The 20,457-nt window shown below is 44.9% G+C and carries 22 protein-coding genes; 7 read left to right on the top strand and 15 right to left on the bottom strand.

The features are described 5' to 3' along the window. The first annotated feature begins 177 nt into the window (after nt 1–177). Together BLS64_RS13940 and BLS64_RS13935 are read left to right on the top strand one after the other, a co-directional pair. Nucleotides 178–1,242 (top strand): c-type cytochrome, encoded by a 1,065-nt coding sequence (locus BLS64_RS13940; protein ID WP_245693482.1) that lies wholly within the window; start codon nt 178–180, stop codon nt 1,240–1,242. Further along, nucleotides 1,242–2,588, top strand: a complete 1,347-nt coding sequence (locus tag BLS64_RS13935) for an OprD family outer membrane porin (protein ID WP_093114319.1) — start codon at nt 1,242–1,244, stop codon at nt 2,586–2,588. The genes BLS64_RS13940 and BLS64_RS13935 overlap by 1 nt, the downstream gene beginning before the upstream one ends. A gap of 36 nt (nt 2,589–2,624) precedes the next feature. Here the strand turns inward: BLS64_RS13935 and BLS64_RS13930 are convergent, their stop codons facing one another. Further along, a complete protein-coding gene (locus BLS64_RS13930) occupies nt 2,625–3,200 on the bottom strand; it encodes a sigma-70 family RNA polymerase sigma factor (protein ID WP_093114317.1) in 576 nt (191 codons plus the stop codon). Between the two features lie 63 nt (nt 3,201–3,263). Continuing rightward, nucleotides 3,264–3,419 carry a hypothetical protein gene (locus BLS64_RS15250; protein ID WP_176763483.1) on the bottom strand — a complete coding sequence of 52 codons (156 nt, stop codon included), beginning with the start codon at nt 3,417–3,419 and terminating at the stop codon, nt 3,264–3,266. 353 nt (nt 3,420–3,772) lie between these two features. Between BLS64_RS15250 and BLS64_RS13925 the strand changes: the two genes are divergently transcribed. Then, on the top strand, nt 3,773–4,195 hold the full coding sequence (locus BLS64_RS13925; RefSeq protein ID WP_143019333.1) for a hypothetical protein: 423 nt from the start codon (nt 3,773–3,775) through the stop codon (nt 4,193–4,195). Nucleotides 4,196–4,386: 191 nt separating this feature from the next. Here the strand turns inward: BLS64_RS13925 and BLS64_RS13920 are convergent, their stop codons facing one another. From BLS64_RS13920 to BLS64_RS13900, 5 genes are all read right to left on the bottom strand, one after another. Next, nucleotides 4,387–6,654: an aconitate hydratase gene (locus tag BLS64_RS13920; RefSeq protein ID WP_093114314.1), complete on the bottom strand. Its 2,268-nt coding sequence runs from the start codon at nt 6,652–6,654 to the stop codon at nt 4,387–4,389. A 184-nt stretch (nt 6,655–6,838) separates the two neighbouring features. After that, the gene (locus BLS64_RS13915; protein ID WP_093114313.1) at nt 6,839–7,150 is read right to left on the bottom strand and encodes a PLDc N-terminal domain-containing protein; all 312 of its coding nucleotides are present in this window, start codon (nt 7,148–7,150) and stop codon (nt 6,839–6,841) included. Between the two features lie 25 nt (nt 7,151–7,175). After that, complete coding sequence (locus tag BLS64_RS13910; RefSeq protein ID WP_093114311.1) at nt 7,176–8,129, bottom strand: AAA family ATPase; 954 nt, start codon at nt 8,127–8,129, stop codon at nt 7,176–7,178. A 6-nt stretch (nt 8,130–8,135) separates the two neighbouring features. After that, nucleotides 8,136–9,584 carry a peptidylprolyl isomerase gene (locus BLS64_RS13905; RefSeq protein ID WP_093114310.1) on the bottom strand — a complete coding sequence of 483 codons (1,449 nt, stop codon included), beginning with the start codon at nt 9,582–9,584 and terminating at the stop codon, nt 8,136–8,138. Further along, nucleotides 9,547–10,407 (bottom strand): peptidyl-prolyl cis-trans isomerase, encoded by an 861-nt coding sequence (locus tag BLS64_RS13900; protein ID WP_245693480.1) that lies wholly within the window; start codon nt 10,405–10,407, stop codon nt 9,547–9,549. The genes BLS64_RS13905 and BLS64_RS13900 overlap by 38 nt, the downstream gene beginning before the upstream one ends. A gap of 113 nt (nt 10,408–10,520) precedes the next feature. Here BLS64_RS13900 and BLS64_RS13895 point away from each other — a divergent pair, with 113 nt between their 5' ends. Both BLS64_RS13895 and BLS64_RS13890 read left to right on the top strand, forming a co-directional pair. Then, nucleotides 10,521–10,775 (top strand): hypothetical protein, encoded by a 255-nt coding sequence (locus BLS64_RS13895; RefSeq protein WP_093114308.1) that lies wholly within the window; start codon nt 10,521–10,523, stop codon nt 10,773–10,775. 79 nt (nt 10,776–10,854) lie between these two features. Then, complete coding sequence (locus BLS64_RS13890) at nt 10,855–11,364, top strand: OmpH family outer membrane protein (RefSeq protein WP_093114307.1); 510 nt, start codon at nt 10,855–10,857, stop codon at nt 11,362–11,364. A gap of 69 nt (nt 11,365–11,433) precedes the next feature. Here BLS64_RS13890 and guaB read toward each other — a convergent pair whose 3' ends face one another. From guaB to BLS64_RS13855, 7 genes are all read right to left on the bottom strand, one after another. Next, complete coding sequence (gene guaB, locus BLS64_RS13885) at nt 11,434–12,906, bottom strand: IMP dehydrogenase (RefSeq protein WP_093114305.1); 1,473 nt, start codon at nt 12,904–12,906, stop codon at nt 11,434–11,436. Nucleotides 12,907–13,006: 100 nt separating this feature from the next. Beyond that, on the bottom strand, nt 13,007–13,516 hold the full coding sequence (locus BLS64_RS13880; RefSeq protein WP_093114303.1) for a hypothetical protein: 510 nt from the start codon (nt 13,514–13,516) through the stop codon (nt 13,007–13,009). Continuing rightward, entirely contained in the window at nt 13,516–14,040 is a 525-nt protein-coding gene (locus BLS64_RS13875; RefSeq protein WP_093114302.1) for an FMN-binding protein, read from the bottom strand. Before BLS64_RS13875 ends, BLS64_RS13880 begins: the two co-directional genes overlap by 1 nt. 102 nt (nt 14,041–14,142) lie before the next feature. Further along, nucleotides 14,143–15,309, bottom strand: coding sequence for a porin (locus BLS64_RS13870; RefSeq protein ID WP_093114300.1), 1,167 nt, complete (start codon nt 15,307–15,309; stop codon nt 14,143–14,145). Between the two features lie 127 nt (nt 15,310–15,436). After that, nucleotides 15,437–16,300 (bottom strand): hydroxymethylglutaryl-CoA lyase, encoded by an 864-nt coding sequence (locus BLS64_RS13865; protein ID WP_093114298.1) that lies wholly within the window; start codon nt 16,298–16,300, stop codon nt 15,437–15,439. Between the two features lie 119 nt (nt 16,301–16,419). Next, nucleotides 16,420–17,037 (bottom strand): LysE family translocator, encoded by a 618-nt coding sequence (locus tag BLS64_RS13860; RefSeq protein WP_093114297.1) that lies wholly within the window; start codon nt 17,035–17,037, stop codon nt 16,420–16,422. Further along, the gene (locus BLS64_RS13855; RefSeq protein ID WP_093114330.1) at nt 17,037–18,056 is read right to left on the bottom strand and encodes a quinone-dependent dihydroorotate dehydrogenase; all 1,020 of its coding nucleotides are present in this window, start codon (nt 18,054–18,056) and stop codon (nt 17,037–17,039) included. Before BLS64_RS13855 ends, BLS64_RS13860 begins: the two co-directional genes overlap by 1 nt. Nucleotides 18,057–18,166: 110 nt before the next feature. Between BLS64_RS13855 and pepT the strand changes: the two genes are divergently transcribed. Together pepT and BLS64_RS13845 are read left to right on the top strand one after the other, a co-directional pair. Continuing rightward, a complete protein-coding gene (pepT, locus tag BLS64_RS13850) occupies nt 18,167–19,411 on the top strand; it encodes a peptidase T (RefSeq protein ID WP_093114295.1) in 1,245 nt (414 codons plus the stop codon). Between the two features lie 10 nt (nt 19,412–19,421). Then, nucleotides 19,422–20,015, top strand: a complete 594-nt coding sequence (locus tag BLS64_RS13845; RefSeq protein ID WP_093114293.1) for a YdeI/OmpD-associated family protein — start codon at nt 19,422–19,424, stop codon at nt 20,013–20,015. A 134-nt stretch (nt 20,016–20,149) separates the two neighbouring features. On the opposite strand, the gene yajC is transcribed toward BLS64_RS13845, so the two are convergent. Beyond that, nucleotides 20,150–20,440, bottom strand: coding sequence for a preprotein translocase subunit YajC (gene yajC, locus BLS64_RS13840; protein ID WP_093114292.1), 291 nt, complete (start codon nt 20,438–20,440; stop codon nt 20,150–20,152). Between the last annotated feature and the right edge of the window lie 17 nt (nt 20,441–20,457).

Below are 20,457 nucleotides of genomic sequence, written 5' to 3'. Positions count from 1 at the left end.
TTTATGATCAGGATCTGCAATACCTTATAGTATTGCAAAAAATCCAAAATAGAATTATTTAAAATCTGACTCTGTAACATTGGTTACAGAGGGTTACGGAGATAAATTTTAGGTTTATCGGTTCGTTTTTAACACGCAAAAACTGAAGCTGTTAATTGACCATTTAATTTACTGAATATGAAAGAAATAAGATCGCTTGCAGCCCCATTGTTTTATGCCTTCAGCGCTTTTCTTGGGCTTATTGTGCTTCTTTTTGTGGGGGTATTTCTTTATTCTGAAGATCCGTCATTGTTCAGTGTAAAACAGAAAATGGCAGAGATATCTCCAGAAACCGAAGCTGAAACCGAAACAGAATGGGCTCCAAAAGACGTGCAGGCCGCCCTCACTTCGGGGGAGATGGATGAGATGGTGGAATACGGTTATCACCTGGTGGCTGAAAGTGCCAGGTATATGGGACCCAATGCTGAAGACCCTGCAATGCAGTTTGCCGGCAATACCCTTTCCTGTACCAACTGTCATCTTGATTATGGTACCAAACCCGGTTCTGCCTCCTGGGTAGGCATGGTTGATCGTTTTCCTCAGTTCCGCGGAAGAGAGAACCGGGAAGGAACTATTGAGGACAGGATCAACGGCTGTATGCAGCGCAGTATGAACGGGAACGCCCTTCCCGAAGATTCTAAAGCCATGAAGGCCATAGTCGCCTATATGTCCTGGCTGGGAGAAGACCTGCCAAAAGAAAAAGAAAAGATGTACAAAGGATTTGTAAGCGTTGAACTTCCCGAAGAAGCTGTAGACCTGGAACGCGGAAAAGCCATCTACACCAAAGAATGTGCAGTGTGTCATCAGGATAACGGTCAGGGAGTTGCCGCAGCCGGTTCAGGTGGTGCCTGGGTTTATCCTCCATTGTGGGGTGACGATACTTATAATGACGGCGCCGGAATGCACCGGGTCATCACTGCCGCGCAGTTCATCAAAGCAAATATGCCTTTTGGGGTCGCAACCTGGGAAGAGCCAAAGCTTACCGATGAGGAAGCCTATCATGTGGCAGGATATATCAATAGCTTTACCAGGCCCGAGAAACCAATTAAAGAAGCTGACTTTCCTGACCGCAAGCTGAAGCCGATGTCAACGCCATACGGGCCATGGGCTGATAATTTCTCTGCAGAACAACATAAGTACGGACCTTACGGGCCTATTGCTGAATTTTATATGGAAGAATACGGAATCAAGAAATCGAAATAATGCTGAAAAGAAATTCCCTACTGTTAATCTTATTACTACCCTTGACCCTCCTGGCACAAGACAGCCTGCAGGTGGATCCTAAAGGCAAACTAACCGGGCAATGGAGGAATTATTATATGAACACCTTCAACAAAGAGGAGCTGAAGGATTTTACTGCCCTGGCTACGGGTGGACATTTAAAATATGCTTATCGGTTCACTCCACAATTTTCGGTAACCGGTGCCGTTCACACCTCGGTCAACACCTGGATCCAGGATCTTACCATTCCAGATCCCATCACCGGGAAACGAAGCCGATATGAAGAAGGTCTTTTTAATAGGCTGGACCTGGATGAGAAGTTCCTGTTCGTGGCCGGCGAACTCTTCGCCCGCTATAAATTGAAGGAACATGAATGGAGGCTGGGAAGAATGAAGTTTGTTTCCCCTTTGGTCAATCCTGAAGATGGAAGGATGATCCCCACTTTTGTACAAGGGTTTCACTATTCCTGGAAGCCGGCTGAAAAATCCCTTTTTGAAGCCGGGATCCTTAATGAGATCGCCCCCCGCTCTACCGGAGGATTTTATTCCATTGGCGAGAGCATTGGCACCTACGGCACGGGAAGGAACTGGCTTGGAGAACCGGCTGAATACGCCGGCAACACCCACTCTGATTTCCTGATCACCGCCCACGCCAATTTTAATTTGCTGGAGCAGCTCAACGTTGACTTCTGGAATTATTATGCTGATAACGTTTTCAACACCTCCTACCTCAACCCGGAGTGGTATATCAACGAGCAGTACTCGCTTGAAATGGAGTGGGTGCACCAGGAACGTGTAGGTGACGGTGGTAATGCTTTGGAAGAGTTCAGGTATTTCGAAGGAAATTCTTCAGATGTATTGGGTACCCGCATTAATTATAAATGGGATCGCTCTTCCCTTGCCCTCTCCTATAACCGCATTTTGCCTCACGGGCAATTCATCTTTCCCAGGGAATGGGGGCGTGAATTCCTGTTCAGTTTTCAAAAGAGGGAGCGCAGCGAAGGTTCGGCTGATAACCATGCCCTGGTGGCCTATTATAACACCAATATTCCGCTCGAAGAAATCGGTACCAATGTGCGCAGCATTTTAAGCGTGGGGCACCAGTGGAAACCTTCAGTACTGGATCCTCGCCTGAACAAATATGCGGTACCCGATTATACGCAAGTAAATTTAGACCTGTTCTTTGATTTCGAGAAATGGAAAAACTTAAAGGCTGAACTTTTGCTGGTAGGAAAGTTCGCTTCCAGCCATTTTCCCGATAACCCAAATTTCTATTTAAATAAAACAGACCTGTTCCACATCGACCTGATCCTGAACTACAATTTCTAAGGCTACACCTATTTTGTAACACCCTTTCCAGTTAGGTCAACATTTGGTGCAATGAGCCTGCAATGCGGCACAAGAACCTTTTACCTGGAAAGCTGTTAGCTGTCCATCTTTATCCACCTCCAGGTGCACACATTCGGTGATCTGGTCTTTCAGCAATTTTCGCGCCCGCTGGATCCGGGTTTTGGCGGCTGTATGGCTCAATCCTAGTCGCTCGGCCACCTCCTGCTGTTTCAAACCATCAATGTCCGAAAGTTCGAGGGGTTCTGCATATTTCTTCGGAAGAAGCTGTAATAGGGGTTTCACGAATTCCGCAGCCTCCCGGTACACCAGATCTTCTTCATCTGCGGCCACATCTTCTTTTAATTTTGCGGTGCGGCCGCTTTTATTGAAGTGATCCATGCACGTATTGTAAGCGATCTGGAACAGCCATGACCTGACGTTCCTCACCGGTCTGCCCGAGCAGCAGGCACCGTATACCTTCATCAAAACCTCGTGCGACAACTCATTGGCAGTGTCGGGATCCTTTACCAGTTTAAGAATGTAATTATAAAGGGCGTCTTTATAGCTCGCCCAAAAACCGGAGATCTGCTCATATTTTTTAAGTTCTGTCATTAGAAACGAATTAAGAAACCGGTTCTAATTTCGAGAATTTTTCCTTATTCCGGTTCTGAAATTTTACATTTTATAATGCAGCCATTCTATGCTGATGGTGGGGAAGTTCTTAAATAGTTTCACCACCCGGTCTTCGAGGCTGAGCCTGCCTGCTCTCTGGATAAGAGACTGATCAAAATTCCTTGTTTCGGCTTCTGAATAAATACAACAATTTTCCATTTGTTTCTGTTTTATATCAGGACTCTAAAAGAAGAAAAAAGACGCAAAGTAACTTTGCATTTTTTTCTTCTCAGGATTAAAAAGGTGTCATTCTCAGGAGCCGGGGAAAAGAAAAGAAAATGACAAAAAACAGGTGCTGACACGCCAATCTTTAAGAAAAAATTAAAGCCAAAGAGCGGTGCAATTCTCCTTTCTCAGAGACGCTGTTAAAATTTTCACCTTTCTGACAGAAATTTTAAAGGTAAAGCTAAATTTCTGTTAATCACAACATTAGGAAAGCTTTAAGCCGAGATAATTTTTATTTTTATTGCCTGAGCCTCCGAAATTTATCATCAATCATTTAACTCAAGCGTATGCAATTCCACCTTTACTCTCAACTTCTTCGTCTGGACCTGGCTAATGATCATTTGCTACAAATGTATTATGCGCTGTACTATGACCTGAAGCCGGATGATAGTGAGATGACCGACAAGATAGACCGACTTATTGAGATCAGGGAAAAGATCAAACTGGAATTAAGGAGGCATTTGTTCAACCTCAAAAACGCCATACAGACAACCAAATTCAGCAGTACTATTCTTGGTTTTCTGCCGGTTTTTCTCAAACTGGAATACCTTGCACGCAATACCTTTGACACTGCCGATCTGGAATCCTGTTACAAAAAAGAACGACAAAACATAAAGCTGTATTACGAAACCCTTTATCAACAAAATATTCCATCTTCCACTTTAGATGTTCTTTTGAACCAAAAGAGGAAACTGGAATCCCTACCATAATAGATGAGAGATTAAAAGTAATTTTTACTGGGGGGCAAAAATTACTTGATAGAACACCCCGGTGGTAAAACATTGGGGTTTCTCATCTACTTTTGAAAAGGCAATCCCTTCGGGGATTGCCTTTCTTATTACAAACAAAAACTCCCGCCATCAGACGGGAGTTTATTATTCATTTATAAAAGCTACAGCTGTTAGGCCGCGTTCTGCTTCTTGATCAGGTTTAGAGCTGAACCTTCTTTGAACCACTCGATCTGTGGCTGATTGTAAGTATGGTTCGCTTTAATGGTATCTTTTGATCCGTCTGCATGAACGATCTCGATCGTCAATGGCTTGTCCGGTGCGAATTCTTCAAGATCGATGAAGTTGAAGGTATCGTCTTCCTGGATAAGGTCATAATCGTTCTCGTTCGCGAAAGTGATCCCAAGCATCCCTTGTTTCTTAAGGTTTGTCTCGTGGATCCTGGCAAAAGACTTCACCAACACTACTTTCACTCCAAGGTGTCTTGGCTCCATGGCCGCATGTTCCCTTGAAGAACCTTCCCCGTAGTTATGGTCTCCCACCACTACAGTAGGGATTCCTGCCCCTTTATATTTTCTCTGTACATTAGGCACTCCGTCATATTCCCCGGTGATCTGGTTCTTAACGAAGTTGGTCTTCTGGTTAAAGGCATTAACAGCTCCAATCAAACAGTTGTTCGAAATGTTGTCAAGATGCCCTCTGAAGCGCAGCCAGGGTCCAGCCATAGAAATGTGGTCTGTAGTACATTTTCCGAAGGCCTTGATAAGGAGTTTTGCTCCCATCAGGTTCTTACCGTCCCATGGTTCGAATGGCTCCAGCAATTGAAGTCTTTCTGATTCCGGATTCACTTTAACCTGTACAGAAGCTCCGTCTTCGGTTGGCGCTACATATCCTGGATCTTCCACGTCAAATCCTTTTGGAGGAAGCTCAATACCTGTTGGCTCATCAAGTTTTACATATTGCCCGTCTTCATTCAGCAACTCGTCTGTAGTAGGATCAAAATCAAGTCTTCCCGAGATCGCTATCGCAGCTACCATTTCAGGAGAACCTACAAAGGCGTGGGTATTCGGGTTACCGTCTGCTCTCTTCGAGAAGTTTCGGTTGAAAGAGTGAACAATAGTGTTCTTTTCCTCTCCCTTTCGGTCACTTCTATCCCACTGACCGATACATGGTCCGCAGGCATTGGTAAAGATTGTCGCGTCAAGGTCTTCAAAGATCTGCAACAAACCATCTCTTTCCGCAGTGTACCTGATCTGCTCAGAACCAGGATTGATCCCGAAATCTGATTTTGCTTTCAGTTTTTTGTCTACTGCCTGCTTGGCAATAGATGCCGCGCGGGTAAGATCTTCATAAGAAGAGTTGGTACAGGACCCGATAAGTCCCCAGTCAACATTGATAGGCCAGTCGTTTTCCTTGGCTTTTTTACCCATTTCTGAAATTGGGGTAGCAAGGTCTGGTGTGAACGGCCCGTTAAGGTGAGGTTTCAATTCTGAAAGATCGATCTCGATCACCTGGTCAAAATACTGCTCAGGGTTAGCATATACCTCAGCGTCTCCCGTAAGGTGCTCCTTCACTGCATCGGCAGCTTCGGCTACATCGGCACGGTTGGTAGCACGCAGGTAGCGCGCCATAGACTCATCATAACCAAAGGTAGAAGTGGTAGCCCCTACTTCAGCCCCCATGTTACAAATGGTCCCTTTTCCGGTAGCTGACATAGATTCGGCACCTTCACCAAAATATTCAATAATGGCACCGGTTCCTCCTTTTACGGTAAGTATTCCGGCTACCTTCAAAATAACGTCTTTTGGAGCGGTCCATCCGGAAAGTTTTCCGGTCAACTTCACCCCGATCAATTTTGGGAATTTAAGTTCCCATGGCATTCCCGCCATTACGTCAACGGCATCTGCACCACCAACTCCAATAGCCACCATTCCAAGTCCTCCGGCATTCACTGTGTGAGAATCGGTACCGATCATCATTCCTCCAGGGAATGCGTAATTTTCAAGAACTACCTGGTGAATGATCCCTGCACCCGGTTTCCAGAACCCTATCCCATATTTGTTAGAAACAGATTCAAGAAAGTCGAATACCTCATTACTGGATTTTTGCGCGCTAGGAAGGTCGAACTGCGCCCCCAGTTTGGCCTGGATAAGGTGGTCACAATGCACGGTAGTTGGCACCGCCACATTTTTCTTACCAGCCTGCATGAACTGCAACAAAGCCATCTGCGCGGTGGCATCCTGGCAGGCGATCCTGTCTGGAGAGAATTCAACATAATCTTTTCCGCGGGTAAAACCTTTTGTAGGGTTTCCATCCCATAAATGCGAATAAAGGATCTTTTCTGAAAGAGTTAGAGGTTTACCCGTAGCTTCGCGCGCAGCATTTACGCGTTCTGCCATCTGGCTGTAAACCTTCTTGATCATATCAATATCGTAAGCCATAGTCTTGAATTTTTTTAATCTGAAAGTCCTGCAAAATTACTAATTCTCATCGGATATTAAAAATTACAACCAGAATTGAAATTTCACTGAATATAATTTAGCATTTCTCAATTTTCATAATCGAAAAATAAGCACAATACATAATATCCGGTTAAAATTAAGAATATCACAATTTCATCCTCTACTATTTTCTCCGGCCGAAGAAAGAAGGTGTAGGTGCATAGGTCTTTTTCCGCTGAAATAAATAGATGGCCGGGGCAAGCCAGGGAAAAATCAACATGGATAATAACCAGAAAGTTTTGTTGCCGGTCTCTCGCCTCATCATGTCGAAAAGAAGACTAAGCCAGATGGTTACAAGAAAAATGAGGCTCACCCATGCTGGGAAGCCGATCTCCTCAAGAGCCAGTAGACTGCTACTGGTATAGAACCAGGTAAATTGGAATAGGTAGAACAGGATAATTACCGCGAACCGATATTTTATCAGGAAACCCGTCATGGTAAAGTAAATATAGGAAAAGCTTTTAAAATAAGCTTTTTATGATCTTTTCTTCGGAAATACCTTCGGCTTCGGCCTTGTAGTTCTTGATCACCCTGTGTCTAAGGATCCCTAGCGCCACCGCCTGTACATCTTCAATATCAGGCGAGAATTTGCCATTTACCGCTGCGTTTGCCTTAGCCGCTAAAACCAGGTTTTGGGAAGCCCTTGGTCCTGCCCCCCAATCTACGAACTCCTTCACCAGGTCTGTCGCCTTGTCTCCTGCAGGGCGGGTTTTGCTTACCAGGTTAACAGCATACTCTACCACATTGTCGGCTACCGGGATGCGTCGAATAAGATGCTGAAAATCGACGATCTCACTGGCCGTGAAAAGAGGTTCTATGGTCACTTCTTCATCTGAAGTGGTATTTTTCACCACCTCAACTTCCTCCTGAAAATTGGGATAATCCAGTTTGATCGCGAACATGAACCTGTCAAGCTGTGCCTCTGGTAAAGGATAGGTTCCCTCCTGTTCGATAGGGTTCTGCGTGGCCAGCACAAAGTAAGGAAGATTGAGCTTGTAGTGCTGCCCGGCCACGGTAACGGCTCTTTCCTGCATGGCTTCAAGTAAAGCTGCTTGAGTTTTTGGAGGCGTCCTGTTTATCTCATCGGCCAGAATAATGTTTCCAAAGACCGGACCTTTGATAAATTTGAACTGCCGGTTCTCATCCAGGATCTCAGATCCCAAAATATCACTCGGCATAAGATCGGGCGTGAACTGAATTCTCTTAAAGTTCAATCCCAGCGCCTGGGCAATGGTATTCACCATTAAGGTTTTTGCCAGCCCGGGAACGCCTATCAGCAAAGAATGTCCACCGGAGAAGACGGATAAAAGTATCTGGTCCACAACCTCCTGCTGCCCCACAATTCTCCTGGCGATCTCACGCCTGAGCTGTTGGTGCCGGGTAACCAGATTCTTTACCGCTTCTACGTCTGACATATTTTTTTATTTCTTCAACCAGTTGCTGCTATAATCGCACTCCCTGTACTCTCCGTTAACCTTTATGTAGGTTTCCATGATCTTCTCCTTCTGCCACTTTTCAATAGCTTTCAATTGCTTGTCACGAAGGGCAAGTTCCTTGATCTTGTTGTAGTCACGGGCATAATCTGCTTCGTGCTCTTCATAACGATCGGTCACGGTAATGATCTTGTAAAATGGCCTTCCCGTTTGATCCTGATCTGTAAGTATAGGAGAAACTTCTCCTTCTTTAAGATTTGCCACCTGCTCGTATAGTAGAGGATCTATCTTGGTGAGTTCAAATCGTGTATCTCCCGTGGTAGGGTTTACCAGTTGTCCGCCGCTTTCTCTTGTCTCTTCCTCATCTGATACTTCCTTGGCTGCTGCGGTAAAAGTGATCTCGTCGGCAAGGATCTTTTCCCGTACTTTCTTGATCTCTTCGTAAGCCTCATCTTTGGTAGCTTCGGTCACATCCGGGATCAAAAGAATGTGTCTCACATCTACCTGCTGCCCACGGATCTTATCCACGGTCAAAATGTGGTATCCGAACATGGTTTCAAATGGCTGACTTACTTCCCCTTCCTGAAGGCTGAAGGCCACATCCTTGAATTCCTTTACAAAAGGATCTTTTCGGGAAAGAGAAATCTTTCCTCCTGAAGATTTTGAACCGGGATCCTGTGAATACAGTACCGCCTTGGTGTTAAAGCTGGCTCCGTTCTCCACCACATCCTCGCGCATCTCCTTAAGACGGTTGATGATCTTTTGCTTTTCGCTCTGCGGAATTTCAGGTTTTACGATGATCTGGGCAAGCTCCACCTCATCTCCAAACACCGGACGCTCATCTTCGGGAATAGACCGAAAGAATTCGCGTACTTCTTCAGGAGTGATCTCTACGGCATCAACGATCTTGCGCTGCATTTCTGAAGCCAGTTTGTTCTGCCTGTTGATCTCGAAAAGTTCTGCCCTGAATTCGGCTTCATTATCCTTTTTATAGAACTCCAGCACCTTTTCCATAGAACCTACCTGCTGGGTCATATAAGCCAGCTGCTGGTCTACCTGGGCGTTCACTTCAGAATCATTGACCATGATACTGTCCTGGATGGCGTGGTGGGCATAAAGTTTGTTTTCCATCAGCCTTCCTGCCAGGTTGCAGTTGGTCACATCTTTAATGGAAACTCCCTGGCTTTGAAGCTCAATGTACATCTTGTCAATATCACTTTCAAGAACAACAAAATCTCCAACTACGGCTGCCACACCATCTACCTTGAACTTTTGAAAAGGTTTCACGGTGTCCTTTTCCACCTCTACGCGGTCGTTGATCGCAGTACTGTCAGTCACCACAACCTCCTGGGCGTTGGCAGTACCTACTGCTGCAGTAAATAAAAGGGCCGCGGCCTGATTAATTATAGATTTCAAATTTGTCGTTTTTAATAGCATCTTGAGTAATGTCTTTTTCTAATTTCTTTATGAGCTCCAGCTTTCTTTTGTTGAGAAGGATCTGCTTCACACTTGGCAAAGAGTATTCCAGAGGAGCCTGCTCGTTGCGTAATTTAACGTCTTCAACAGAGATCAAATATACTCCTAATGAGTCTTCAAGCTGTAAAAAATTCTGTTTTTTTAATAAATCATCATCATTTTCGGGGGTAAGCGGCCTGATCTTGTCATAAACCTGCTTGCTTTTTACCCAAACCGAATCATTCAGTGAATAGGAATTGAACTGAATGGCCATTTCCAGAAGTGCTTCCTTATCTTCATTATTGAACCTCCTGAAGCGGGTCTTGATAAGATCGAAATCCTTATTGTCTTTGGTCAGGTTGATATACCTCAATTTAAGGAGGTTTTCATTAAGAAGGAAATTTTCCCCGTTCTTTTGGTAATACTCCTCTGCTTCATTTAGATTGACGGCAGTGTCCAGCTCCCTGCCCACGATCACATCTGTATACGCCTTGGCATAAAGCTCATTCTTGTAATTCTGCACCAGCTGATCAAATTCCCGCTGCTGCCGCTCGCTCAGGTTCACTTTTGCCCTGTCAATCAGCAGCCTTTGAGTGGCCCACCTGTTGATGAAACTGGAAACGATAAGCGCACTGTCCTCGGGAGAAGTATTTTCAGCAATAAGAGATGCGACATCTTCCTTATAGAGGTAAGAGTCATTGACCCTGGCGATCACAACTCTGTCTTCGGTCTTTTCAAAAAGGTCACAGCCGGTGAACAAAGTTCCTAAAATAGCTGCAATGGTAAATTTAACAAGTCTCGTCAACTGTTCCTTCTGAATTAGTGTGTAGGCAAAAATAAGAATTCTGGTATGTTTACCAACTTCTTAGACTAACGAAACCAGGGAATAAAAATTACCTTTGCCGAAATGATTTTTGAATGGAAAAACGACCTGAAAACCGAAAACTCAAACTGATCTGGGATTTTCACGGCCCCGATGCCGAACGTACTGCCCAGCACCATGCAATCCACCTGAAGGAATACCTCCTTAAGAATGGATCTTCATCAAATATTTCAGGTTCTGAAAGCGTTTCAGACAACCACTTTATCGCCTACCTGGTGATCGAAGAAAAGCTGATGCCGCCGGTAAGGGATGCCCTGAAGCCTCATCGCGGACAGGTCTATAACGGATAGAAAAGCAAAAAAGTTGGGCATAAATCCCGATAAATCAGCCCGCCCGATTATATTTGCTGCACTAACAAATAACTTTTTCATGAAAAAACTAATATTCACCTTCAGTTTTGTCCTTCTTTCCCTGGCTTCATTCGCGCAAACCAAAGTGGGAACCATTGATGCAGATTACATTCTTAATCAGCTTCCGGAAATGACGGAGGTAAATGAAGGCTTAAAAACCTACAACACCGAACTTCAGAAAGACCTGGAAACCACCATCGCAAATTATGAGGCGCTGGTAAAAGATTACCAGGAAAACAACAGCACCTATTCCGAAGAAGAAAAGAAAACCAAGGAAACAGAGATCATCAGCCTTGAAAATGACATAAAGAACTTCAGGCAAAAAGCTTCGGTAATGATGCAAATGAAAAGGAACGAACTCACACAGCCGCTATACGAGAAGATCAACACTGCCATGCTGCAGGTGATCCAGGAAGAAGGTTATACCCAGATCCTGCACGCAGGCGGAAATGCGCTGGCCTTCGCTTCCGAAGAACATGACATTACAATCAAGGTGCTGACAAAACTCGGAATCACTCCTAAAGAATAATCTTTTCAGCCAAAAAACAGAAAAGGCTTTATCATTTGATAAAGCCTTTTTTTATGCTGTGGTTTCTAACTATCTACTATAGTTTGGTGATTCTTTGGTGATCGTGACATTGTGCGGGTGACTCTCGTGGATTCCCGAAGAAGTGATCTTCACAAAACGGGCACGCTCTTTAAGCGTCGCGATATCCTTAGCTCCGCAGTAACCCATACCGGCTCTTAATCCGCCTATGAACTGGTGAATGCTTTCAAAAAGATCGCCTTTGTAAGGCACTCTTCCCACAATACCTTCAGGCACCAGTTTCTTGATATCGTCTTCCACATCCTGGAAATAGCGGTCTTTAGAACCTTGTTTCATAGCCTCTACTGAGCCCATTCCGCGGTAAGATTTAAATTTCCTTCCTTCATAGATAATGGTCTCTCCCGGAGATTCTTTAGTACCTGCCAGCAAAGAGCCCAGCATTACACAATCCGCTCCGGCCGCTATAGCTTTAGGAATATCGCCGGTGTAGCGTATTCCCCCATCTGCGATCACGGGAACTCCGCTGCCCTTTACGGCTTCAGCCACTTCAAGCACAGCCGAGAATTGTGGAAAACCAACTCCGGCAACAACTCTTGTAGTACAAATAGATCCGGGCCCGATTCCTACCTTAATGGCATCTGCCCCTGCCTCTACCAGATATTTTGCAGCCTCAGCAGTAGCGATATTTCCAACCACCACCTCAAGCTCAGGATAATTCTTCTTTACTTTTTTTAATACCGTGACCACACCTTTCGTATGCCCGTGCGCAGTATCGATCACGATGGCATCAACCCCAGCCTTTACCAGGGCCCCGGCTCGGTCAACCGCATCTGCCGTCACCCCAATAGCGGCCGCAACACGAAGCCTTCCATAGGAATCCTTATTGGCAATGGGTTTTTGGGTGAGCTTGGTGATATCTCTAAAGGTGATAAGCCCCACCAGTTTATCTTCGGAATTTACAACCGGCAACTTCTCGATCTTGTTTTCCTGCAGGATGCCTTCAGCGTCTTCCAGCGAAGTACCTTCGGCAACCGTAACCAAATTTTCTGAAGTCATCACTTCAGAAATTGGGCGGTCATTGTCCTTTTCAAATCGCAGGTCGCGGTTGGTCACGATGCCCAGTAATTTACCTTCTTCATCCACAATGGGGATCCCGCCAATGCTGTGCTCCCTCATGTTCTCTTTGGCGTCGCGAACTTTTGCCGTTATAGGAAGCGTGACAGGATCTATGATCATGCCGCTCTCTGCCCTCTTCACCTTGCGTACCTTAAGAGCCTGCTGCTCAATGGTCATGTTCTTGTGCAACACTCCAATCCCGCCTTCACGAGCCATGGCGATGGCCATGCGTGATTCGGTTACCGTATCCATCGCTGCGGAAACAATGGGCACATTAATGGTAATATTGCGGGTAAATTTTGACTGAATGTTGACTTCGCGCGGAAGGATTTCCGAAAAAGCGGGAACTAAGAGTACATCGTCGTAAGTTAGTCCTTCGCCAACAATTTTGGAGTTGTGTGCGATCATGGCAATTAAGATTTAATTGCGTGCAAATATACGTTCTTTAAATAACAATAATGGAAATAAGAGCGGTAATTATTTGCTTTTCCAGCATTTAGCTGAAAGCTTAGAAAGAAGCCTCTGTTTTGCCTTTTTTGAAAAGCAACTGGTAAAGCACAATGACCACCGAAGTAATGAAGATAGCGGTCATTAAAATTCCGGAAACCAGCACCAGGTACTTGACCCATTCTACTCCTTTCCAGACAAAATAGATCCCGCCGAACGTGGCAAGAATGGAAAAGAAAGGTTCAAGGATAAGGATGAATTTAAAGCCTTTTGGCAACTTTGTCAGCAGCACTATCCCTCCCAAAAGAAAGAAGATAAAAGACATTGACAGGATGTGCGTATGGATGATGGTGAGCATTTCGCGCTCACCTTTCTTGAATTTCATCACTTCTGCATCGAGATCTTCCTCGTTACCCAGGTAATTTTCTTCGATCCCTGCAGGAGTGGTAGTTTCCGTTTGACCTACAAAAAGCAAACCTGTAAAATAGCCTACGCTCAACACCATTACAAAGACAGCCAGGAAAGATCTTATTTCCCGCGGAAGTGTTAAAAGTAGCCCGTTATATTGCATTAAAGCGCATTATTTTTTTGAAGGATCTCCACACTGACAAGAATATCCTTCACGGCATTCTTCATGGATCTCACCGAAATGGTAGCACCGGAGATAGCGGCTATATGGTCCAGCTCACTGGCTTTAGACTTTCCGGTGAACTGTCGCAGCCACCGTCTGCTGCCAATCTCCCCGCCATATTCCTCGCGGTAGACCAGCACTTTGGTGCGGGCAATAGCCAGGTCTTTATCAAAGATCACCAGGTAATCGAATTCTGCCGTCTTGCTTGGTGCCCGATCAAGATAGGCATAGCCAAGAAGTTCCCCGTTATTTTTTAGCCTGAAAAAATTGTCTTTTGAAACTCTTGAAGGCAACTTTTGGTGCAGTTCCTTTGAAACCTCTACCCCTTCATGAGAATAATCGGTAACTTCGAACTCCTCTTTGATCTCACGATCTATCTTTTTATCCAGGCCATTCAGGACTGCAAAAGACAGCACAAAAGGCAGGATCAACAAAAGTGCGGTAAGAATTCCAAATTTTTTCATCGCTGCAAAATTAAGTATTTATTCCCTCTTTGGGCAAATTATATGCCAACAGTCGGGAAGAACCAGCTTCTCCCCGACTGCAGCACTATCAACTTTATTGGTTTAGAACCATACCCCAACTCCAAAGTTGAGCTGATTCTTGGCATCTGCCCCTTCAACAGCATTGTCCTTGATCTGGTAATCTCCTTTGAAAACCACACCCGGCGCAATGTGATAGCTAAGTCCCATGGTGATATCATTTCTGTCGTAAGCAGGATTTTCAACCAGGCTTCCGGCAGTATCAGCATGAGTATCATAATCTTCATAACGTGCAAAGGCGAAAAGCTTTTGCTTGTTGGTCATTGGCAACAGGTTATAAGCTGCCTCTGCATACCAGCCAGAAAGTGCACTTCCAAGATCTCTTCCGGTAAGGGCGTTATAATCGTCGGTATCTGTAAGTGAAGCGTAGATGAACTCACCTCTCGCAGTGAAACGCTGGTACACATAACGCGCATCCAGACCTACCATAGACATTCCTATGTCGGCACCGTCAAGCATGTCAACTTCATCTGCAGCCTGAGTTCTTCCGAAGTAACCGGCAAGGCCCAGTCTCATTCCAAGAATTCCGAAGTATTCCAATTTAGCAGAAAGGTTTGGCGTATTCACTGTAGATTTTATCCCTTTTTGACGTCCGCCGCGAAGTCCGTTGCTTCCCTTAAGAAGGCCTGTTCCATCTGAAGTGGTAGACTGGAAACCGTTAAAAATATAAGCCTGGTAAGCAAGAGAAGCCGAATTGATCCTTCCGTTCACCCCAACCCCGATCTCTCTCCAGGTGGTAGGCACGATAGATCCGGCGATGGCTGGTCTTTCCACCCCGTTAAAAGTAGTTGGCTCGTGGTACTCATTTATGATACCCATTGGCACTAACATAAGACCGGCTCTTAAATTAACATTGTTGGCAATGTTATAGTTCACAAATGCTTGCTCTACATACACTTCTTCCACATGTTCAAATTCGATCTCGGTGAAGAACTGCACCTTATCTGTGAACTGGTACCCTAACAGCATAACAAGGCGCTGCACATCCAGCTCTCCGTTGTCACCTTCAGGCTGGTTATAGGTCACCTCTCCGTAAGCCCCAAGAGTTACCGCGTCATTGTTCGCAGACAGAACCCTTTGAGCAGAGTTTTGTTGATATTGAGGATCAAAAGTGATGGAATCCTGCTGGGTTTGCGCAACTGAAACTGCAGTAGTGGCTCCAATCGCTAATGAAAGTAAAAACTTTTTCATGATTCTTATTTAGACTTGTTTAAAATAATGGCGCAAATATAGGCTAGCAGCATCTATCGCCCAAGCTTATTTAGATTAAATTCAAATAAAATATTTTAATGGAAAGCCGCCGAAACCATTGTATTTACTAATGGTACGCAGAAAAAACCTTAGTTGCCTCATTATGAGCAGATTCAAAACTCATCATCTTGACATGAGTATCTGCTTTTCGGGAAGTGAAGTAAGAAAGCAGCTTTTCTGTAGGCATATTCCCGGTGAGTTCGTCCTTGGCCATGGGGCAACCACCAAAACCCTGGATGGCTCCGTCAAAGCGCACACAGCCCGACCTGTAGGCCGCGTCTACCTTTTCAAACCATTTTGTAGGGGTGGTATGAAGGTGCGCCCCGAATTCTATTTTTGGATACTTCGGAATAAGATTCGAAAAAAGATATTCGATCACTTCGGGAGTGGAACTGCCTATGGTATCAGAAAGCGAAAGGATCTTCACTCCCATTCCCGATAACTTTTCGGTCCATTCGCCCACGATCTCAACGTTCCACGGGTCCCCGTAAGGATTTCCGAAGCCCATGGAAAGGTAAGCGACCACCTCTTTATTCTTACTGTCGGCAATATCAAGGATCTCCTGCAGGGTCTCTACCGATTGGGTAATGGTCTTATGGGTGTTTCGCATCTGGAAGTTCTCTGAAATGGAAAAAGGATAGCCCAGGTAATCGATCTCCGGATGCTGTGAGGCATCCTGTGCGCCACGCGTATTGGCCACAATGGCCAGCAACTTGCTTTTGGTTCTGGAAAGGTCAAGTTTGGAGAGGACTTCGGCGGTATCGGCCATTTGCGGAATGGCTTTGGGAGAAACAAAACTTCCGAAGTCAATGGTATCAAATCCGCAACGCAATAGAGATTGTATGTATTGGACCTTTTTCTCGGTCGGAATGAAATCCTTTATTCCCTGCATGGCGTCGCGCGGGCATTCGATAATCTTAATTTTCCCCATAGGCTCAAATATACGATTTTAGGAAAACTGGTAAATCTTGTTTATTGTTTATTGTTTATTGTTTATTGTTTATGGTTCGTAGTCTGTAGTCTGTAGTCTTTAGGATGGGGATCTGGAATTTATATTAGAATAAATCCGGCTATTCCCAGGAACACAATGACCTGGAGCCATTTGAAAACAACACCAGAATGAGGGTGCTTTTGTAAATACCCCGAGATCTTTCCCGCCAGGACGGCCACTGTAGAAAAGATCAAAAAAGCCTGCAGCATGAAGAGGAATCCCAGCAAATAGAACTGTGCGACGGTATTACCGGAGGGTTCCCATAGAAAACCCGGAAAGAAAGCCAGGAAAAAGATGGCTACCTTTGGATTTAACACGTTCATTAAAAATCCCCTCTTGTATAGGGACGACAGGCCCTTCTTTAGCCCTCCGTTTTCTGAGTTCACCTTAATAGAAGGATCGCTCTTGTACACCTGGTATGCGAGATACAACAGGTAACCCGCACCAAAAAGTTTAATGATCAAAAATAAAATTTCCGATTGCTTTAGAATTGCAGAGATCCCGAACGCCACCAGGCTGGTATGAACAATTATTCCGGAGACCAGCCCAAAGGCGGTCATCACTCCGTACTTTTTCCCATTGGTCATCCCCTGTACCAGCACGTAGATTATGTCGGGTCCCGGTGAGATAGTGAGGAGGATAGAAGCAGTTAAGAAAGGGATGATCTGCTCAAGCACTACGACCGTCTTAAGATTTCTTTGTTGATCTCTTTGATCAATTCAGGCCCTTCATAAATAAAGCCGGTATACAACTGCACCAGGCTGGCACCCGCCTCCAGTTTTTCCATGGCATCTTCAGCCGACATGATCCCACCCACACCAATGATCGGGAAGGCTTTACCGCTTTTTTCCGAAAGGAACCTGATCACTTCTGTAGCTCTGTTCGTAAGTGGTTTTCCGCTCAAGCCTCCTACCTCATCCTTTTCTTCGGAAGTAAGTCCTTCTCGGGAAATTGTGGTATTTGTTGCAATGACCCCGGCGATCCTCGTCTCCTTTACAATATCAATGATATCCAGTAACTGCGAATCAGTAAGGTCCGGTGCGATCTTTAATAGGATGGGTTTTTGAACAGGTCTTGCAGCATTCCGCTCCTGCAGAGTGTTCAGCAAGCGGGTCAAAGGTTCCTTATCCTGCAGCTCCCGAAGGTTTGGCGTATTCGGTGAACTCACGTTCACCACGAAATAATCCACATGATCAAAAAGGGCATCAAAGCAAATGATATAATCCTCTACCGCCCTATCATTAGGAGTCACTTTATTCTTTCCAATATTACCCCCAATCAATACATTTTTATTCTTTTTCAGACGCTCCACTGCTTCTGCCACTCCGCCATTATTAAAACCCATGCGGTTAATGATGGCTTTGTCACTTTTAAGCCTGAATAGTCTTTTCTTTTCGTTTCCGGGTTGCGGTTTGGGAGTTAGGGTTCCAATTTCTATAAATCCGAAGCCAAAGGCCGAAAGCTCCCTGAACAATTTCGCGTCCTTGTCAAATCCGGCGGCCAGTCCTACAGGATTCTTGAATTTTAATCCGAAGACCTCCCTTTCCAGCCGAGGGTCTTCGACCTGAAACCTGTACTTTACAAACCGCTCTACCATGGGAAGTTTGAACAACTTCCGAAGCATAGAAAAGGTGAAGTGATGTACTGTTTCAGGATCTATTTTAAACAGTAGCGGCTGAATCAGGGTTTTGTACATGGAACTGGTTTTCGGCAAAAGTAACACAAACCCGAAGAAAATCATCCTAAAACATAAAAGGTTTTGAAGCTGGTCATTAGTTCCTTAATTTTGGTGAAATTTCAGCAAAAATGACCAATAAACAGGAACTTATAGATCGCTTCATCAGTTATGTGAAAATTGATACCCAGAGTGACGAGAACAGTGAAACCACGCCCAGCACTCAAAAACAATGGGACCTTGCCAATAAATTAAAAGCGGAACTCGAAGAGATGGGCATGCAGGAGGTGAGCATAGATGAACACGCTTATGTGATGGCGACCCTTCCTTCAAACGTAGACCATGAGGTGCCGGTCATAGGTTTCGTGGCACATTTTGACACCACGCCTGATTTTTCAGGAACCAACGTGAATCCGCAGCTTATAGAAAACTACGATGGCGGAGACATTGTTTTGAACAAGGAAAAGAATATCATTCTTTCCCCAGATTATTTCGAAGACCTGCTTCAGTATAAAGGCCATACGCTGATCACTACAGATGGTACCACTCTTCTTGGCGCAGACGACAAGGCCGGACTTACCGAGATCATGGAAGCCATGAAATATTTACTGCAGCATCCCGAGGTAAAACATGGCAAGATCAGGGTATGTTTTACTCCCGATGAAGAAATTGGCCGCGGGGCTCATAAGTTCGACGTGAAAAAATTCGGTGCCGAATGGGCTTACACCATGGACGGCAGCCAGATAGGCGAACTGGAGTACGAGAACTTCAATGCGGCCGGAGCGGTGGTTACCGTCACCGGAAAAAGCGTGCACCCGGGTTATGCTAAAGACAAAATGATCAACAGCATGTACATTGCCCAGGATTTCATCAATTCCCTACCCAGGCTTGAAACTCCCGAACATACAGAAGGAAGACAAGGTTTCTTTCACCTCAACGGAATGGAAGGCGATGTTGAAGAAACAAAGCTGCACTACATCATAAGAGATCACGACCGCAACCACTTTGAAGCCCGTAAGCAGGTAATGCAAAACCTGGCAAAAGAAATTTGTGATCAATATGAACGGGATTGCGTAACGGTAGAGATCAAGGATCAGTATTTTAATATGCGTGAGAAAGTGGAGCCGGTGAAGCACATTGTTGACATTGCCGAAGAAGCCATGAAACAACTCGACATCACCCCGGTGATCAAGCCCATTCGCGGCGGAACTGACGGCGCACAACTCAGCTTCATGGGACTTCCCTGCCCCAATATCTTTGCGGGTGGCCATAACTTCCACGGAAAATACGAGTATGTCCCTGTAGAAAGCATGCAGAAAGCGGTGGAAGTGATCGTAAAGATCGCCGAGCTAACGGCAGAAAAGTACAGCAAATAGAAATAAGAAAGTGGTCATCAAATCAGTTGCAGAATACATCGAGAAGCACCCCCAATGGGAAGAGGAGATCGCATCCCTTAGGGAGATGCTGCTTTCCACAGAGCTTGAGGAAGCCATAAAGTGGGGCGGCCCTGTCTATACCCTTAACGGAAAGAACGTGGTGGGAATCGGAGCTTTTAAAAACCACTGCGCCCTCTGGTTCTTCCAGGGAGCACTGCTAAGAGAGAATACTGCGCTACTTCAGAATGCGCAGGAAGGCAAAACAAAGGCCCTGCGACAAATAAGGTTCGAAAAAGGTGATCTGCCATCTATAGATGTTCTTCAGAAATATGTGCAGGAAGCTATTCAGAATCAAAAGGAAGGAAAGGAACTAAAACCGGTAAAAAACAAGGAGGTGGAGATCCCACCCTTACTGGAAACCGCTTTTGAGAAGGACAACATCCTCAAAAAAGCTTTCCTGGAACTCACTCCGGGTAGGCAAAGGGAATATTGTGACCACATTGCTGAAGCCAAAAGGGAAGCTACAAAGTTAAGCCGGTTGACAAAGATAACTCCCATGATCAAGTCGGGGCAGGGACTTCATGACAAGTACAAGAACTGTTAAGAATTAACCCTGACAGGGTTCCAAACCCCTGTCAGGGTTGTACAATGAAAGAATCATATCAGGTATGATGAAAAATTCATTCACAAAAAAAGGCCGGAAGATCCGGCCTTTTTTTATGCTTAACTGTGAAATGATTATTTCTCCTTTGCAGGTTCGTTCAGCTTACGACTCATTTCCATAGAAATGGAAGAACGGTCAAAAGTGATCTTTCCTGCTCCGGTTTCAATAATTACAGCATTCTGTTTTTCACTAAAATCAATTATTTTTCCGTGCATCCCGCTTTTAGTAACTATGCGGTCTCCTTTTTTTAGTTCAGAAGAAAATTGTTTTTCTTGTTTTGCACGTTTCATTTGCGGGCGTATCATAAAAAAATACACCACAATGAACATTAAAATAATTGGGGCAAACTGGGTTAATTGATCCATAGATAAGGTGTTGCTCT

Origin of the sequence: Salinimicrobium catena, assembly GCF_900102915.1 — a bacterium.
Classification (GTDB): Bacteria; Bacteroidota; Bacteroidia; order Flavobacteriales; family Flavobacteriaceae; genus Salinimicrobium; species Salinimicrobium catena.
This window is presented reverse-complemented; position numbering and strand designations above follow the sequence as displayed.

What these genes read in the sequence shown, in the direction of transcription:
- BLS64_RS13940 (WP_245693482.1), top strand. Translation starts at nt 178, where the DNA reads ATGAAAGAAATAAGATCGCTTGCAGCCCCATTGTTTTATGCCTTCAGC.
- BLS64_RS13935 (WP_093114319.1), top strand. Translation starts at nt 1,242, where the DNA reads ATGCTGAAAAGAAATTCCCTACTGTTAATCTTATTACTACCCTTGACC.
- BLS64_RS13930 (WP_093114317.1), bottom strand. Translation starts at nt 3,200, where the DNA reads ATGACAGAACTTAAAAAATATGAGCAGATCTCCGGTTTTTGGGCGAGC.
- BLS64_RS15250 (WP_176763483.1), bottom strand. Translation starts at nt 3,419, where the DNA reads ATGGAAAATTGTTGTATTTATTCAGAAGCCGAAACAAGGAATTTTGAT.
- BLS64_RS13925 (WP_143019333.1), top strand. Translation starts at nt 3,773, where the DNA reads ATGCAATTCCACCTTTACTCTCAACTTCTTCGTCTGGACCTGGCTAAT.
- BLS64_RS13920 (WP_093114314.1), bottom strand. Translation starts at nt 6,654, where the DNA reads ATGGCTTACGATATTGATATGATCAAGAAGGTTTACAGCCAGATGGCA.
- BLS64_RS13915 (WP_093114313.1), bottom strand. Translation starts at nt 7,150, where the DNA reads ATGACGGGTTTCCTGATAAAATATCGGTTCGCGGTAATTATCCTGTTC.
- BLS64_RS13910 (WP_093114311.1), bottom strand. Translation starts at nt 8,129, where the DNA reads ATGTCAGACGTAGAAGCGGTAAAGAATCTGGTTACCCGGCACCAACAG.
- BLS64_RS13905 (WP_093114310.1), bottom strand. Translation starts at nt 9,584, where the DNA reads ATGCTATTAAAAACGACAAATTTGAAATCTATAATTAATCAGGCCGCG.
- BLS64_RS13895 (WP_093114308.1), top strand. Translation starts at nt 10,521, where the DNA reads ATGGAAAAACGACCTGAAAACCGAAAACTCAAACTGATCTGGGATTTT.
- BLS64_RS13890 (WP_093114307.1), top strand. Translation starts at nt 10,855, where the DNA reads ATGAAAAAACTAATATTCACCTTCAGTTTTGTCCTTCTTTCCCTGGCT.
- guaB (WP_093114305.1), bottom strand. Translation starts at nt 12,906, where the DNA reads ATGATCGCACACAACTCCAAAATTGTTGGCGAAGGACTAACTTACGAC.
- BLS64_RS13880 (WP_093114303.1), bottom strand. Translation starts at nt 13,516, where the DNA reads ATGCAATATAACGGGCTACTTTTAACACTTCCGCGGGAAATAAGATCT.
- BLS64_RS13875 (WP_093114302.1), bottom strand. Translation starts at nt 14,040, where the DNA reads ATGAAAAAATTTGGAATTCTTACCGCACTTTTGTTGATCCTGCCTTTT.
- BLS64_RS13870 (WP_093114300.1), bottom strand. Translation starts at nt 15,309, where the DNA reads ATGAAAAAGTTTTTACTTTCATTAGCGATTGGAGCCACTACTGCAGTT.
- BLS64_RS13865 (WP_093114298.1), bottom strand. Translation starts at nt 16,300, where the DNA reads ATGGGGAAAATTAAGATTATCGAATGCCCGCGCGACGCCATGCAGGGA.
- BLS64_RS13855 (WP_093114330.1), bottom strand. Translation starts at nt 18,056, where the DNA reads ATGTACAAAACCCTGATTCAGCCGCTACTGTTTAAAATAGATCCTGAA.
- pepT (WP_093114295.1), top strand. Translation starts at nt 18,167, where the DNA reads ATGACCAATAAACAGGAACTTATAGATCGCTTCATCAGTTATGTGAAA.
- yajC (WP_093114292.1), bottom strand. Translation starts at nt 20,440, where the DNA reads ATGGATCAATTAACCCAGTTTGCCCCAATTATTTTAATGTTCATTGTG.